This is a genomic window from Polaromonas aquatica (genome assembly GCF_050626995.1).
Lineage (GTDB): Bacteria > Pseudomonadota > Gammaproteobacteria > Burkholderiales > Burkholderiaceae_C > Polaromonas > Polaromonas aquatica_A.
This window is the reverse complement of the sequence record NZ_CP192467.1, coordinates 614,016-627,704: the sequence shown is the minus strand read 5'-3', so window position 1 is coordinate 627,704 and position 13,689 is coordinate 614,016. Positions and strand designations below refer to the sequence as shown.

The window sequence follows — 13,689 nt, the reverse complement described above, 5'->3', positions numbered from 1 at the left end:
AATAAAACCGGCGCAAGTTGCTATTAAAACAATAGCAATCCGGAGCGTGACTAGCGCAGGCCCGTGCCGCCGGCGCTCTCATCCCGCTGGATCAATTCAATCTTGTAGCCGTCCGGGTCTGTCACAAAAGCGATCACGGTGGTGCCGCCTTTGACAGGGCCGGCCTCGCGCGTGACATTGCCGCCAACCGCCTTGATCCGGTCGCAAGCCGCGTAGGCATCAGGCACACCCAGCGCGATATGGCCAAAAGCCGTGCCCATGTCGTAGCTCTCGGTGCCCCAGTTATAGGTCAGCTCGATTTCGGCCTGCGCCGGATTGCCCTCATAGCCCACAAAGGCCAGGCTGTATTTGTATTCCGGGTTTTCCGACGTGCGCAGCAGCTTCATGCCCAGCACCTGGGTGTAAAAATCGATGGAGCGCTGGAGATTGCCAACGCGCAGCATGGTGTGTAGGAGTCGCATGGGCGGATTATCCTGCGGAGCCTGCCTGTTTGCACGGGCTCTGTGCTTTACCCCATGGAATTGCCGTCAGCCGGCGCGGCTGCACCTGGCGCTCGAGCGCTGCCGTCTTTCGAGCACTTCGAAGAAAGCCATTCCGGCCAACATGGCCAGGACAAACACGGCGGCTTTGGTCTCGCCCATGCCAAGTGCTACCAGCCCCGGCCCCGGACAAAAGCCGGCCAGCCCCCAGCCTATGCCGAAAAGCACGCTGCCGGCCACCAGTCTGCGGTCAACGAGGCCGGCAGCAGGCAGGTTCATCTCGGCGCCCAACAGGGAGCGGCTCCTTTTTTGAGCAGCCAGGAAAGCGAAAAACCCCACGGCGATGGCGCCTCCCATGACGAGCGCCAGCGAAGGGTCCCAGGCACCCGCCAGATCCAGAAAGCCCAGGACTTTGGCGGGATTGGCCATTCCGGACACGATCAGGCCGAGGCCGAATATCAGGCCGGCAAACAGGGAAGACAGCAGGGCCATGGTTTCCTCTAGAGGGTGAAAAGATGCCGCACCACGAAGACCACGGCAAAGCCGGCACCCATGAAAGCGGCCGTTGCCACCAGCGAACGCAGTGAGAGCCTTGAAAGGCCGCATACCCCATGACCGCTGGTGCAGCCTGAACCATATCGCGTGCCGATACCGACCAGCAGTCCGGCGATGACAAGGGCGCCATTGCCAGCCTCGATTTTCACCGCCGGCAATGTGGAGAAGATCGCGTAGGCCAGCGGTGCACCGACCAGACCGGCAATGAATGCTGCGCGCCAGGCCATGTCGCCCCGCACCGGCCGCAAGAGCCCGCCCAAGATGCCGCTGATGCCGGCGATGCGCCCGTTGAGCAGTGCGAACATGGCTGCGGCCAGGCCGATGAGCAGGCCGCCGGCCAGGGCGGACCATGGCGTGAACGCGTTCCAGTCGATGATTGGCATCAGTTGTCTCCGTCGGGGCAGTAGAGGCGGTAGAGCAAGGCCAGAACTTCCAGCGTGCCGGGTTCGGCCACGCTGTAGTAAATGTTCTTGCCGTCCCGCCGGGTGTTGACCACGCCTTCATTGCGCAACACGCCAAGTTGCTGCGAGAGCGTCGGCTGCCGGATACCCAGGGACTCCTCGAGTTCGCTGACGCTGCGCTCGCCCTGCGACAGCTGGCACAGCAGCAAAAGCCGGTTTTCGTTGGCCAGCGCTTTCAGCATGCCAACGGCTTGCACAGCCGCATCGCGAAGGCGCTGGGGATTGAGAACAGGGGGTGATGACCTCATGGGCGGCGCGTTCAATTAAATTATTGATATTATATGTTTATTGATAATGTAAATCGGACACGGCAACCAACACGCGGATTCAGCGGACTGGTTGACCAATGAGGACAGACCCATGTGCATTCCACCGATTCCCCAGGCCTTTTTTGATGCTGCAACCGGGACGGTCACCTACGTTGTTGCGGACCCCGGCACTGGTTGCGCGGCCATCATTGACCCGGTACTGGACTACGACTTCAAATCCGGCTGCACCGGCACGGCGTCGGCCGACCGGGTGCTGGACTACGTGAGAAAGCAGGGCTTACACGTTGAATGGATCCTGGAAACCCATGCGCATGCCGACCACCTGTCGGGAGCGCACTACCTGAAGTCGCACGCCGGCGGCAGGATTGCCATCGGCGAACATATAAGCACCGTGCAATCCACGTTCAAGGCAATTTTCAATCTGGAGCGATCTTTCGCGATAGATGGCAGCCAGTTCGACCATCTGTTCAAGGACGGTGAGACATTCAGGCTGGGCAAGATGGAGATGTCTGCGCTGCATGTGCCGGGCCATACGCCCGCAGACATGGCCTACCGTGTGGGTGACGCGGTGTTTGTGGGCGACACGCTCTTCATGCCCGACGTGGGCACCGCGCGCGCGGACTTCCCGGGCGGGGACGCTCATCAGTTGTACCGCTCCATCCGCAAGCTGCTGCTGTTGCCGGCGCAAACCCGGATCTTCGTCTGCCACGACTATCCTCCCGGCGAGCGCGCGCCTCAATGGGAGACCACCGTGGGCGAGCAGCGCCGCGCCAACATTCATGTACATGACGGCATCTCCGAAGAAGCCTTTGTGACCATGCGTGCGGCCAGGGACGCGACGTTGGGCATGCCCACGCTGATTCTTCCCTCCATCCAGGTCAATATCCGGGCGGGCGGCCTGCCGCCGCCTGAGGGGAACGGTGTCAGCTATCTCAAGATTCCTGTCAACCTGCTGGGCGTCGCCTAGCCGCGCGCCGGCACCTCAAACACCAAGCAAGTCGTCGTCGCATGCGCATACAGCTTGCCGTCCGGGCCCACAATGCGGCCCTCGGCGGTGGCCAACTGCCGGCCGCAGTGAATGACGGTGCCGATGGCGCGCAGGGGCCCGGTCTTGTGTGAAGCCGCGCGCACGATGTTGATGCTGAGTTCGGCCGTGGTGTAGGCCCGGCCCACGGGCATCAGGGTGTGCACGGCACAGCCTACGGCCGAGTCGAGCAGCGTGGCGTACCAGCCGCCGTGCACCGTGCCCAGCGGGTTGTAGTGCTTGAGCTGGGGCGTGCCCTGGAAGATGGCCTTGCCGGGCTCGACTTCAATCAGGGCGAAGTCCAGCGTTTCGGCGATATGGGGGTAGGGCAGTTCACCGGCGAGCATGGCCTGCATCACTTCCATGCCGGTTTTACCGGCCACGTCTTCGGGCCGCGCCAGGCCGGGCTTGCCGCCGCCGCCCATCATGCGGGCGCGCACCGCGGCGCTTTGTTCCATCCATTGAGTCAATGTGTCTTGTGGGGTCATGGCATCCATAAATGTTGCATATACAATAGTTGTAGCTACAATCAAATTATGAACGAGAAAACCCGCCTGTCAACCCAGGCCGAACTCAAGTTACAGGGTTGCACCAACCTCAAGCTACGCCAGTTGATGCGCCGCGTTGCGCACCACTACGACCTGGAGATGGCCAAGGCCGGACTGAAGACAACGCAGTACTCCTTGCTGACCTATGTGTTGAAGCTGGGCCCCATGCGGCCCGGCGAGCTGGCGCGCGGCATGAAGATGAGCGCTTCCACGCTCACGCGCAACCTTAAGCCATTGATTGACGCAGGCTGGATAGAGCTCGCTGCAGGCACCGATGCGCGCAGCCGTACCGTGGTGCTCACCGCCGCAGGCCGCGCCAAGCGCGAGGAGGCCCGCGTGCGCTGGAAGGTGGCGCAGGAGCAGCTCAACGCGCTGCTGGGCGTGGGCCGCGTTCTGGCCTTGCACAACCTGATCAATGAATCCCTCGAACTTTTGTCCCCCATCGAATCCGGAGCTGATGATGAGTAACCCCGAGCCTTCCAGTCCAGCCCCGTCTTCCACCGCTCTGCCCGCGCGCCGCATCGCGATGTGGCTGGTGTTGCTGGCAGCCGGCGGCACTTTTGCCCTCACCATGGGTGTGCGGCAGACCATGGGCCTGTTCCTGTCTGCGCTCAATACCTCTACCGCCCTGGGTATTGGCAGCATCAGCCTGGCCTTTGCCTTTGGCCAGCTCTGGTGGGGGCTGACGCAGCCCTTCGCCGGCGCGGTGGCTGACCGCATCGGCACAGGCCGAGTGATCTTTTTAGGTGTGGTGCTAGTGGCAATCGGCACCATCATCACGCCGCTCATGACCAGCACGGCGGGCCTGATCTTTGCCATTGGCGTGCTGGCTGCGGGCGGTGCGGGCATGGCGGGCCCCTCGGTGCTGATGGCTGCGAGCACGCGCCTGGTGCCGCCGGAAAAACGCGGCCTGGCCACCGGTATCGTGAATGCGGGCGGTTCTTTCGGACAGTTTGCGATGGCACCGATTGCCATCGGACTGACAGCTGCTGTCGGCTGGGCCAGTGCGATGCAATGGCTGGGTGCGCTGGTGCTGCTGGCCGTGCCGGCGGTGCTGGTGCTCAAAGGCAATTCGAACGCGCTGGCAGCGCAGGCCGCGGCGGCTTCCGGTACCAAAGCGCTCAGTGCGCGGCAAGCCATCAGCCAGGCGATTGCCACGCCCAGCTATCGTTACCTGGCTGCCGGCTTTCTGGTGTGCGGCTTTCACGTGGCTTTTCTGGCGACGCATCTTCCGGGTGTCGTAGCCGCCTGCGGCTTGCCACCTGAGATCGGCGGCTGGTCGCTCGCGATGATCGGCCTCTTTAATATCGTCGGCAGCCTGGCCATGGGCTGGGCGGTGGGTCAATGGCGCATGAAGTCCCTGCTGGCTCTGTTGTACGCGACGCGCGGCCTCGCTGTGTTGATCTTCCTGCTGGCGCCCAAGACGCCGGCCGTGATGCTGATCTTCGCTGCCGTCATGGGCGTGACATTCCTGTCGACTGTGCCGCCCACGGTAGGCCTGGTTGCCAAGATGTTCGGCACGGCCAACATGGCCATGCTGTTCGGTGTAGTCATGCTGTCGCACCAGGTGGGCGGATTCCTGGGCGCCTACCTGGGTGGCTATGTATTCCAGGCCACCGGCAGCTACGACTGGGTCTGGTACATCGACATCGTGCTGGCCGCCGGCGCTGCGCTGGTGAACCTGCCGATTCGCGAAGCGCTGCTGCCGCGTCAAATGGCCGCGAAGGCAACAGCCTGAAGGTGATTGACGAAGCGATTCCGCTATTGCACGTGAGAGTTGATGTGACAGAATCCTTGCAAGCAGCCAACTTGCGGGATACATCAGATGCTCATCAATTGTGTGGTCTACCAGAACGGCACGAAGCTGGCCGACATTCCTGTCACCGAGATCAGTGACTACATTTGCCGCCCCGATGCTTTTGTCTGGGTGGCGCTGCAAGACGCGACGCCGGAAGAGCTTGAGGAAATGCGGGAAGAGTTCGGCCTGCATGAACTGGCCGTCGAGGATGCCCGGCATGGCCATCAGCGGCCCAAGATCGAGGAATACGGCGCTTCGTTGTTTTCGGTGCTGCACCTGATTGAGCCGTCCACCGACAAGCCGGGCGAACTTCACGTCGGTGAAGTGGATGTGTTTACCGGCAAAAACTATGTGCTCTCGGTGCGCAACCGCAGCCAGAAGGGTTTTCTGGGTGTGCGTGAACGCTGCGAGCGTGAACCGGAGTTGCTGCGCCACGGTTCAGGTTTTGTGTTGTACGCCTTGATGGACGCGGTGGTTGACCGCTATTTTCCGATCCTTGACGCGCTTGAAACCGAGCTTGAGCTGATCGAAAAAGAAATCTTCACACCCGGGGCCGCGCGGAAAAACATCGAACGGCTCTACGAACTCAAGGGCCGCGTCATGGTGCTCAAGCATGCCGTCGCGCCCTTGCTTGAGGGCGCGAGCAAGCTCTATGGCGGCCGGGTGCCGCAAATTTGTGCCGGCGTGCAGGACTATTTCCGGGATGTGGTTGACCATTTGTCACGCATCAATGCACTGATCGAGAACATGCGCGACACCATAGGTACGGCTATCCAGGTGAACCTGGCGATGGTGACCATCGAGGAAAGCGAGGTGACCAAGAAGCTCGCTGCCTGGGCCAGTATCTTTGCGGTCTGCACCGCGTTTGCCGGCATCTGGGGCATGAACTTCGAAGCCATGCCCGAACTGAAGTGGCGCTATGGCTACCTCATGGCCATCAGCATGATTGTGGTGGCGTGCTCGCTGCTGTTTTGGCGCTTCAAGCGCGCGCGCTGGCTCTAACCTACGGCGCCTTCGGAGGAGTGAAGGCCTTGCGCGAGGCCAATGCCGCCTTTCGGCTGGCACAGCCCTCGATGTGGTCGTTGACCAGGCCCATGGCCTGCATGAAGGCATACATCGTGGTGGGGCCCACAAAGGTCCAGCCCCGCTTCTTCAAGTCTTTGGACAGCACGATGGAGGCCGGTGAAGTCGGCATGGCTTTGAGGGCCTCGTGTGTGATGCGCGCGGGCCGGTTCCTGGTCTCGGGCTCCAGCCGCCAGACAAAAGCACCCAGCGAGCCAAACTCCTTGCGCAGCTCGATCACGCGCTGCGCATTGTTGATGGTCGAAGCGATCTTTCCCGCATGGCGCACAATGCCGGCGTCGTTGACCAGCCGCTTGATGTCGCGCGCATCGAAGCGGGCCACCTGCTCGGCATCGAAATTGGCGAATGCGCTGCGAAAGGACTCACGCTTGTTCAAGATGGTCAGCCAGCTCAGGCCCGCCTGAAAGCCTTCAAGGCATATTTTTTCAAATAGCCGTCTCTCATCGTCCACGGGGAAGCCCCATTCGCTGTCGTGGTAGTTCCTGTAGAACGGTGTCGCCTGACACCAGGCGCAGCGCGTGGTGTGGGTGTCGTCGGTAAAAAGACCTGCGGCGGGTGATAGTGGAGCTTTGGAAGGCATGGGTAATTCTAGGCGGATGAGGTTGGGGTTGTGCAACTGGAAGGACTCGTCTTCGGCCGGCCGGCGCTATCATGAAGCACGGTCCCTTCATCGACTCCGCAACTTCGGAAATACGCACCATGTCTATCCAGCTTTGGCTCGCCTTCGTCGCCGCAACCGCCGTCCTGCTCATCATTCCGGGCCCCACCATCCTCACCGTCATCAGCTACTCGATGGCGCATGGCAAGCGCGCCAACATTCCGCTGGTGGCCGCGGTGGCGCTGGGCGATTCGACGGCCCTGGTCGTGTCGCTGTTCGGCCTGGGCGCCTTGCTGGCGGCTTCGGCTTTCTGGTTCACGGTGGTCAAGTGGGCGGGCGGCCTGTATTTGCTGTACCTGGGCGTCAAGCTTTTGCGCGCCGGTATTTCGCCCATGCAGGCGGCAGCGCCCGACGCGCCGGGCTCGCTCTGGAAATTGTTCGGCAACACTTATCTTGTGACCGCGCTCAATCCCAAGGGCATCGTATTTTTTGTGGCTTTCCTGCCCCAGTTCATCAACCCTGGTGCTGATGTTGCGCGGCAGCTCTGGGTGCTGGCGGTCACCTTTGTGGTGATGGCCAGCCTCAACGCCACGTTGTACGCGGTGTTTGCCGCCTCTGCGCGTACCCTGCTGGCTTCACCGCGCGCACAGCGGCGCTTTAACCTGGCGGGCGGTTCGCTGCTGTCGGCGGCTGGCGTCTGGGCATTGTTGGCCAAGCGGCCGGCGTGAGCAGGCCACCATCCGAATAGGACTTGTGACCGGTGGCGGTCAGCATGACGTTTTGAGTCTGACCCCGCGGCCTCGCCCTGCCAGCGCGCGTGCCGGCCAAACAGGACATCATGTGACCTGTGCTGCGGGACGTTTGCGTCATGCCGCGTGTTTTACAAATCTTTTCCACGCAGCCTCAGCGCATTTCCGATCACAGATACCGAACTCAGGCTCATCGCCAGTGCCGCAATCATGGGTGACAGCAGCCAGCCGGTAAAAGGAAAAAGCAAACCCGCTGCCAGGGGAACCCCCAGAGCGTTGTAGACGAAGGCAAAGCCGAGGTTCTGTTTCATGTTGGCGATCGTCGCTTCCGAGATCGCACGGGCCTGTGCGATGCCGCGCAGATCACCTTTGACCAAGGTGATCTGCGCGCTGTTCATGGCGACGTCGGTGCCCGTGCCCATGGCAATGCCCACGTTGGCCTGGGCCAGCGCAGGGGCATCATTGATGCCGTCACCGGCCATAGCCACCACATGGCCTTCTTGTTGCAGCTGCTTGACCAATGCCAGCTTGTCGGCCGGCTGCACACCGCCATGCACTTCGTCAATGCCCAGGCGCCCGGCGATGGCCCTGGCGGTGGTCAGGCCGTCCCCTGTGGCCATGATGACGCGCAGGCCGGCAGTTGTGAGCGCCGTCAGCGCCTCGGGCGTGCTGCCCTTTATCGGGTCGGCCACGGCGAGCAGGCCTGCGAGCCGGCCGTCGACCGCAAGGTGCATCACGCTGGCACCCTCGGCACGCAATGTTTCGGCCTGGGCAAGCAACGGATCCACAGAGACGCCGACCTGTCCCATCAGCGCCGTATTGCCCAGGGCAAGCGTCCGGCCGGCCACCCGTCCGCTGACACCGATGCCGCTGGCGGACTCGAAATTCTCAGGCGTTTCCAGTGTCAAGCGCCGTTCGCGCGCCGCTGCCACGATGGCGTCTGCCAGCGGGTGTTCGCTGCCCTGGTCCAGGCTGGCGGCAAGCCGCAGCACCTCGTCGGCACTGAAGCCTGCGACGGGGACGGCGCGGTCAAATGCCGGTTTCCCGGCGGTCAGCGTGCCGGTCTTGTCGACGATCAGCACGTCGACGGTGCGCAGGTGTTCAATCGCCGCTGCATCCCGGAAAAGGATGCCTTGGCCAGCCGCCTTGCCGGTGGCGACCATGATGGACATCGGTGTTGCCAGGCCCAACGCGCAAGGGCAGGCGATGATCAGCACTGCGACCGCATTGATCAGGCCGTAGACCCAGCTCGGTTGCGGGCCGAAAAGTCCCCATCCCAAAAAGGTCAGCACGGCCACAGCCACGACTGCCATGACAAACCAGCCGGCCACCTGGTCAGCCATGCGCTGCAAAGGGGCCTTGGAACGCTGGGCCTGCGCGACCATCTGCACGATCTGCGACAGCATGGTTTGTGCGCCGACGCGCTCGGATCGCATCACGAGGGCGCCGCTGGTGTTGAGTGTGGCGCCTATCAGCCTGTCGCCGGGGCGCTTGCTCACCGGCAGGGGTTCTCCGGTCAGCATCGATTCATCGACGGCGCTGCCGCCTTCAGTGACGATGCCGTCGACCGGCACTTTTTCGCCTGGGCGCACCCGCAAGCTGTCGCCCACGTGCACGTGGGTCAGCGGCACATCTTCTTCGGTGCCGTCGGCCTTGATACGCCGCGCGGTTTTGGGCGCCAGCCCCAGTAATGATTTGATCGCAGCCGACGTCTGCGAACGCGCTTTCAGCTCCAGCATCTGGCCGAGCAGCGTCAGCGAAATAATCACGGCCGCCGCTTCAAAATAAACCGCCACGCGGCCCATGGAAATAAACGAGTCCGGGAATACGCCGGGTGCAAGGGTGGCGATCACGCTGTAAACAAAGGCGGCACCCGTTCCCAGGCCGATGAGGGTCCACATGTTCGGGCTGCGGTGGATGATCGATTGCGCGCCCCGCACGAAGAACGGCCAGCCTGCCCACAAGACGACCGGCAGGCTCAGTACCAGTTCTATCCGGCTTTGGACAGCCATGTCGAACCAGCCGGCCTGGTGGCCGAACATCGCCAGCACGGTCACCGCCACACTGAGCGGCAGCGTCCACCAGAAGCGGCGAGTGAAGGACTGGAGTTCGGGGTTTTCATCCTCCTCGAGGCTGGGCATGAGGGGCTCCAGTGTCATGCCGCAGATCGGGCAGTTGCCCGGATGGTCTTGCCGGATCTCTGGGTGCATGGGACAGGTGTAGAGCGTCTCACCCACCTGGTCAGACTGGCCGTCATGCGGTTTGGACGCCGCATCGGGCGCTGGCGCTGCCTTGGGCCGGTCGACATAGGCTCCCGGATTGGCAGAGAATTTGGACAGGCAGCCGGCACTGCAGAAGTAGTAGGGCCTTCCACCGTGCTCAAGGTGGTGCGGGGACGCGGTGGTGACGTCCATGCCGCAGACCGGGTCTTTCAGCCCGGTTGGGGTGCCCGGCGGCGGGTGGGCATTTCCAGTCTTCGCGAAAACCGCATCTGGGGAGTGAGTTTTATGTTCCATGGAGGATTCCCTTTTCCGTTCTTCAGGCCTGAACCAGGCCGATGAACAAGGGTAGACCTTTCCCCTATGGGAAGGTCAAGCCCCATGGATTCGGGGCGTATGCGTCATGGGCGGCCATGCTGATCTTCAGCGCTCTCCGCCGGGAATTGCATGATCCAGATCAACGGGAGGCAGATGACCGGCGCGCCTTTGCGTGCCTGCCGGGTTATACCGGTACGGTGTAGTTCAAGGTCATGCGCCCGCCGTCTACCACCACGATCTCGCCGGTGATGTAGCTGGCCGCGTCGCTGGCGAGGTAGGCCACCGTGTCGGCGATTTCGGAAGGTTCACCCAGGCGTTTCATGGGTGTGCGGCTCATGATCTTGGCCTTGGCCTCGTCGCTGGTGAGCACGGCCCTGGCCGCCAGCTCGGTCGCGATGGTGCCCGGCGCGACGGCGTTGACCCGCACGCCTTGCGCCGCCAAAGACAGAGCCATCACGCGCGTCAGCTGGTTGATACCGCCCTTGCTGACGTTGTAGCTGGCGATTGTGGGGATCGCGAGCATGCCGTTGACCGAACTCATGTTGACGATGCTGCCTTTACCGGCGGCTGCCATGACGCGTGCCACGGCCTGGCCTACGAGGAACGAACCTTTGAGGTTGATGCGCAGCACGGCGTCGAAGTCGGCTTCCGTCACCTCCAGGAATTCGGCGGCCTTGAAAATGCCGGCGTTGTTCACCAGCACGTCGATACGGCCGTGGGCGGCCAGTGCCTGCGCCACCAACGCATCGACCTGGACCTTCTCGCCGACATCGCAATGCACGTAAAGCCCGCCCAGTTCGGCGGCGAGCGCGGTGCCGCGGGCGTCGTCAATGTCGGCGATGACTACTTTGGCTTCTTCGCGGGCGAAGCGGCGCGCGCAGGCTTCGCCGATGCCTTGGGCGCCGCCCGTGATGATGCAGACGTTGCCGGCCAGGCCAAAAGAGATTGGGGGCGAATTTTTAGATGAAATCGTGCTCATGCCCTCATAGTACCAGCGTAAGCAGCTATGAATTTCATAGCATTATCGGCCACCTCAATGGCTGTCATACCGGGTTTGTACAGCGCCGAACCGATGCCAAACCCGCTGGCGCCTGCGGCCAAATAGGCCCCAATGTTGTCGGGCGTGACGCCGCCGACCGGCATTACCACGGTGGAGCCCGGCAGCACGGCGCGCAGGGCTTTCACCACGGAAGGCGTGATCATCTCAGCCGGGAAAAGCTTCAGGCCGGTGGCGCCCGCGTCCAGTGCTGCAAAGGCTTCGCTGGCAGTCATCACGCCGGGCAGGCAAACCATGCCGAGGCGGGCGGCCTCGCGCACCACCGCCGGATTGAAATTGGGCGAGACGATGAGTTGACCGCCGGCGGCTTGCACGTCGCGCACGTCTTCGGGCGTCAGCACGGTGCCGGCGCCTATCAATGCCTGTGGATAGACATTCGCCATGGCGGCGATGCTGTCCAGCGGCTGCGGCGAATTCAGGGGAATCTCAATGAGGGTCCAACCTGTGGAAACGAGCGCCTGGCCGACCGGCAGTGCCTCGGCCGGTGTCAGCCCGCGCAGGATGGCCACCAAGGGGTTGGCGGTGAGGGCTTGGGAAAATTTTGAATGGGCGTTGTTCATGCTGTGGAATTGGTTGAGGCGGGGCTGTGCGTACATCTCAGCCCAAGGTCCCGGCAATGGCGTGCAAGCCCCGCCAGGTGGCGCCCGCGCCTACGCGCTGGACGGGTACGCCCAGGTGGGCAAGCGCCTGTTCGTAGCGGACCGTGAGGGCTTCAGCGCCCATCACCACGACCGGCTCGCCCCGCGGCAAGGTCTGGGCCTTGAGTTCTTCGCCGATGACCAGGCCCGACAGATAGCTTGGCAGGGCCTCGGCTTTCATCCGGTTGAACAGCGACAGCGTGCGTGTGCTGAAGGCGGAGTTCAGCAGGCCGGGACCAGCCAGCGCATGGGTCACGCCCTGGTCAAAGGCGGCGGCGTCCAGTGAGGGCTCGTCTTCGGGCAGCATGCGTGCCAGGATGGAGTGGCGGCGCAGCAGCGCATAGAACTCGCCGGTCATCCAGGTCGAAAAGTCCGTCACTTTGCGATCAGTCACGGTGGCCCATTTGCTGTGCGTGCCAGGCAGCACGAGACGCGCATGGTCCAGGCCCAGCAGTTGCAGCGCACCGAAGATCTGGGTTTCCTCGCCGCGCATCACGTCGGGAACACCGGCCTTGTCAATGCTCAGGCCGGGCACGATGGCGATACGGCCGGGCTCCACCCATTCGAGCGCGTCGGCAATCGCGCCAAAGCCGACGGGGCAGGCGCAGTAGGGCGCCTCGCGCCAGCCTTGTTTGCTGCCGGCCATGCCGGAGATCAGGCACAGCGTGCCGGGCGCCATCCAGTCGCCGAAGCAGCTTTGAAAAACATCGGGAAAGCCACCGGCTTCCACCGTCAGGATGCCGCGCGGGAAGGTGCGTTCCTCCGTCGCCGCGCCATCTGCATCGAGCAGCGCGCCGCGCAGCGACGAACTGCCCCAGTCGACCGCGAGCAGCCGGCTCACAGCAAAGCCCTGACCTGTTCGGGGAGCGGCAGCGGTGCCACTGCGCCATAGCCCTGCACTGTGAGGGCGGCTGCCGCATTGGCATAACGTGTGGCATCGAACACCGTGTCGCCCAGGGCGATGCGCGCCAGCAGGTTGCCGCAGAAGCAGTCGCCCGCGCCGGTGGCGTCCACCAGCTTCACACGATGCACCGGCACACGTTCGCGTCGCGCGCCGTCGCTGACCAGCGCACCGTCGCCGCCCAGTTTGAGCACCACGGTTTTGGCGCCGAGGGCATGGCCCCAGTCCACTACTTCATCGGGATCGGTCATGCCGTTGAGGGCGGTGATGTCTTCGAGGCTGGGCAGGAAAATATCGCACAGCGAAATCGCGTGGCGGGTGCAGGCCAGCGCGCGGTCCAGCGGCCAGAGCTTGAGCCGCAGGTTGGAATCAAAGGACACCATGGTACCGGCATCCCTGGCCAGCTTCATCGCAGCAAAGGCGGTATCGCAGGCGCTGGCGGAAATGGCCAGCGAGATGCCCGAAACGTGAAGGACTTTCGCCTGCCGCACGGCATCTGCCGCGCCGGCCTGCTGCAGCCAGGCCGGCGTCATGCGGCTGGCCGCGGAGCCCGCGCGCAGGTAGCTGAACTCATGCCCCTTGGGCCCGTGGGTGACAAAGTAAAGGCCGGTGCTGGCTTCGGTGTCCTGCTGCACGGCGGCTGTGGAAACGTTTTCTGCGGCCCACAAGGCCATCAATGACTGGCCGAAGGTGTCGCCACCCAGGCGGGTCAGATAAGCGGTGCTGGCGCCGGCGCGCGCAGCGGCGATCACCGCATTGCTGGTGTCGCCGCCAAAGCCCTGCAGGTAGTTGGGCTGGCCGGCGGTGGTCTGGTTGAACTCCACCATGGCTTCGCCGAGCGCGACGACATCGAATTTTCTGGCTTGCATTGATTGGGTTTCCTGGCTTCGTCCGGCATCCCGGCGCGGGCATTTTTCAGGAAAGAAAAACCGGAAAAAACACGCCGCACCTCAAACCCCCGATAGTACCCGCGGGCCGGGTGCGCCCCGTAC

The 13,689-nt window shown here is 63.2% G+C and carries 16 protein-coding genes; 5 read left to right on the top strand and 11 right to left on the bottom strand.

The features are described 5' to 3' along the window. Nucleotides 1-50 precede the first annotated feature (50 nt). The 4 genes from gloA to ACQ4MS_RS03110 form a co-directional block, all read right to left on the bottom strand. Complete coding sequence (gene gloA / locus ACQ4MS_RS03125) at nt 51-461, bottom strand: lactoylglutathione lyase (protein ID WP_431097671.1); 411 nt, start codon at nt 459-461, stop codon at nt 51-53. Between the two features lie 66 nt (nt 462-527). Beyond that, entirely contained in the window at nt 528-971 is a 444-nt protein-coding gene (locus ACQ4MS_RS03120; RefSeq protein WP_431097670.1) for a DUF6691 family protein, read from the bottom strand. 8 nt (nt 972-979) lie between these two features. Further along, nucleotides 980-1,417: a YeeE/YedE family protein gene (locus ACQ4MS_RS03115; RefSeq protein WP_431097669.1), complete on the bottom strand. Its 438-nt coding sequence runs from the start codon at nt 1,415-1,417 to the stop codon at nt 980-982. Continuing rightward, a complete protein-coding gene (locus tag ACQ4MS_RS03110) occupies nt 1,417-1,743 on the bottom strand; it encodes an ArsR/SmtB family transcription factor (RefSeq protein ID WP_431097667.1) in 327 nt (108 codons plus the stop codon). Before ACQ4MS_RS03110 ends, ACQ4MS_RS03115 begins: the two co-directional genes overlap by 1 nt. A 112-nt stretch (nt 1,744-1,855) precedes the next feature. Between ACQ4MS_RS03110 and ACQ4MS_RS03105 the strand changes: the two genes are divergently transcribed. Beyond that, nucleotides 1,856-2,731: an MBL fold metallo-hydrolase gene (locus tag ACQ4MS_RS03105; RefSeq protein ID WP_431097666.1), complete on the top strand. Its 876-nt coding sequence runs from the start codon at nt 1,856-1,858 to the stop codon at nt 2,729-2,731. On the opposite strand, the gene ACQ4MS_RS03100 is transcribed toward ACQ4MS_RS03105, so the two are convergent. Beyond that, nucleotides 2,728-3,285: a PaaI family thioesterase gene (locus ACQ4MS_RS03100; protein ID WP_431097665.1), complete on the bottom strand. Its 558-nt coding sequence runs from the start codon at nt 3,283-3,285 to the stop codon at nt 2,728-2,730. The two genes, ACQ4MS_RS03105 and ACQ4MS_RS03100, sit on opposite strands and share 4 nt — an antisense overlap. A 39-nt stretch (nt 3,286-3,324) precedes the next feature. Between ACQ4MS_RS03100 and ACQ4MS_RS03095 the strand changes: the two genes are divergently transcribed. From ACQ4MS_RS03095 to ACQ4MS_RS03085, 3 genes are all read left to right on the top strand, one after another. Next, a complete protein-coding gene (locus ACQ4MS_RS03095) occupies nt 3,325-3,804 on the top strand; it encodes a MarR family winged helix-turn-helix transcriptional regulator (protein ID WP_431097663.1) in 480 nt (159 codons plus the stop codon). Continuing rightward, nucleotides 3,797-5,074 carry an MFS transporter gene (locus ACQ4MS_RS03090; RefSeq protein ID WP_431097662.1) on the top strand — a complete coding sequence of 426 codons (1,278 nt, stop codon included), beginning with the start codon at nt 3,797-3,799 and terminating at the stop codon, nt 5,072-5,074. The genes ACQ4MS_RS03095 and ACQ4MS_RS03090 overlap by 8 nt, the downstream gene beginning before the upstream one ends. 87 nt (nt 5,075-5,161) lie before the next feature. Then, entirely contained in the window at nt 5,162-6,136 is a 975-nt protein-coding gene (locus tag ACQ4MS_RS03085) for a magnesium and cobalt transport protein CorA (RefSeq protein WP_431097660.1), read from the top strand. Between the two features lies 1 nt (nt 6,137). Here the strand turns inward: ACQ4MS_RS03085 and ACQ4MS_RS03080 are convergent, their stop codons facing one another. Then, nucleotides 6,138-6,797 carry a DNA-3-methyladenine glycosylase I gene (locus ACQ4MS_RS03080; protein WP_431097659.1) on the bottom strand — a complete coding sequence of 220 codons (660 nt, stop codon included), beginning with the start codon at nt 6,795-6,797 and terminating at the stop codon, nt 6,138-6,140. Between the two features lie 119 nt (nt 6,798-6,916). Between ACQ4MS_RS03080 and ACQ4MS_RS03075 the strand changes: the two genes are divergently transcribed. Further along, entirely contained in the window at nt 6,917-7,543 is a 627-nt protein-coding gene (locus ACQ4MS_RS03075) for a LysE family translocator (protein WP_431097658.1), read from the top strand. A 152-nt stretch (nt 7,544-7,695) separates the two neighbouring features. Here ACQ4MS_RS03075 and ACQ4MS_RS03070 read toward each other — a convergent pair whose 3' ends face one another. From ACQ4MS_RS03070 to ACQ4MS_RS03050, 5 genes are all read right to left on the bottom strand, one after another. Beyond that, entirely contained in the window at nt 7,696-10,080 is a 2,385-nt protein-coding gene (locus ACQ4MS_RS03070) for a heavy metal translocating P-type ATPase (RefSeq protein WP_431097657.1), read from the bottom strand. A 205-nt stretch (nt 10,081-10,285) separates the two neighbouring features. Beyond that, entirely contained in the window at nt 10,286-11,080 is a 795-nt protein-coding gene (locus ACQ4MS_RS03065; protein ID WP_431097656.1) for an SDR family NAD(P)-dependent oxidoreductase, read from the bottom strand. Further along, nucleotides 11,077-11,718 carry a 2-dehydro-3-deoxy-6-phosphogalactonate aldolase gene (locus ACQ4MS_RS03060; RefSeq protein ID WP_431097655.1) on the bottom strand — a complete coding sequence of 214 codons (642 nt, stop codon included), beginning with the start codon at nt 11,716-11,718 and terminating at the stop codon, nt 11,077-11,079. Before ACQ4MS_RS03060 ends, ACQ4MS_RS03065 begins: the two co-directional genes overlap by 4 nt. 37 nt (nt 11,719-11,755) lie before the next feature. Next, a complete protein-coding gene (locus ACQ4MS_RS03055) occupies nt 11,756-12,637 on the bottom strand; it encodes a 2-dehydro-3-deoxygalactonokinase (RefSeq protein ID WP_431097654.1) in 882 nt (293 codons plus the stop codon). After that, nucleotides 12,634-13,566: a sugar kinase gene (locus ACQ4MS_RS03050; protein ID WP_431097653.1), complete on the bottom strand. Its 933-nt coding sequence runs from the start codon at nt 13,564-13,566 to the stop codon at nt 12,634-12,636. The genes ACQ4MS_RS03055 and ACQ4MS_RS03050 overlap by 4 nt, the downstream gene beginning before the upstream one ends. Nucleotides 13,567-13,689: the final 123 nt, after the last annotated feature.

Coding starts and splice junctions, on each gene's coding strand:
- gloA (WP_431097671.1), bottom strand. CDS start 461: ATGCGACTCCTACACACCATGCTGCGCGTTGGCAATCTCCAGCGCTCC.
- ACQ4MS_RS03120 (WP_431097670.1), bottom strand. CDS start 971: ATGGCCCTGCTGTCTTCCCTGTTTGCCGGCCTGATATTCGGCCTCGGC.
- ACQ4MS_RS03115 (WP_431097669.1), bottom strand. CDS start 1,417: ATGCCAATCATCGACTGGAACGCGTTCACGCCATGGTCCGCCCTGGCC.
- ACQ4MS_RS03110 (WP_431097667.1), bottom strand. CDS start 1,743: ATGAGGTCATCACCCCCTGTTCTCAATCCCCAGCGCCTTCGCGATGCG.
- ACQ4MS_RS03105 (WP_431097666.1), top strand. CDS start 1,856: ATGTGCATTCCACCGATTCCCCAGGCCTTTTTTGATGCTGCAACCGGG.
- ACQ4MS_RS03100 (WP_431097665.1), bottom strand. CDS start 3,285: ATGGATGCCATGACCCCACAAGACACATTGACTCAATGGATGGAACAA.
- ACQ4MS_RS03095 (WP_431097663.1), top strand. CDS start 3,325: ATGAACGAGAAAACCCGCCTGTCAACCCAGGCCGAACTCAAGTTACAG.
- ACQ4MS_RS03090 (WP_431097662.1), top strand. CDS start 3,797: ATGAGTAACCCCGAGCCTTCCAGTCCAGCCCCGTCTTCCACCGCTCTG.
- ACQ4MS_RS03085 (WP_431097660.1), top strand. CDS start 5,162: ATGCTCATCAATTGTGTGGTCTACCAGAACGGCACGAAGCTGGCCGAC.
- ACQ4MS_RS03080 (WP_431097659.1), bottom strand. CDS start 6,797: ATGCCTTCCAAAGCTCCACTATCACCCGCCGCAGGTCTTTTTACCGAC.
- ACQ4MS_RS03075 (WP_431097658.1), top strand. CDS start 6,917: ATGTCTATCCAGCTTTGGCTCGCCTTCGTCGCCGCAACCGCCGTCCTG.
- ACQ4MS_RS03070 (WP_431097657.1), bottom strand. CDS start 10,080: ATGGAACATAAAACTCACTCCCCAGATGCGGTTTTCGCGAAGACTGGA.
- ACQ4MS_RS03065 (WP_431097656.1), bottom strand. CDS start 11,080: ATGAGCACGATTTCATCTAAAAATTCGCCCCCAATCTCTTTTGGCCTG.
- ACQ4MS_RS03060 (WP_431097655.1), bottom strand. CDS start 11,718: ATGAACAACGCCCATTCAAAATTTTCCCAAGCCCTCACCGCCAACCCC.
- ACQ4MS_RS03050 (WP_431097653.1), bottom strand. CDS start 13,566: ATGCAAGCCAGAAAATTCGATGTCGTCGCGCTCGGCGAAGCCATGGTG.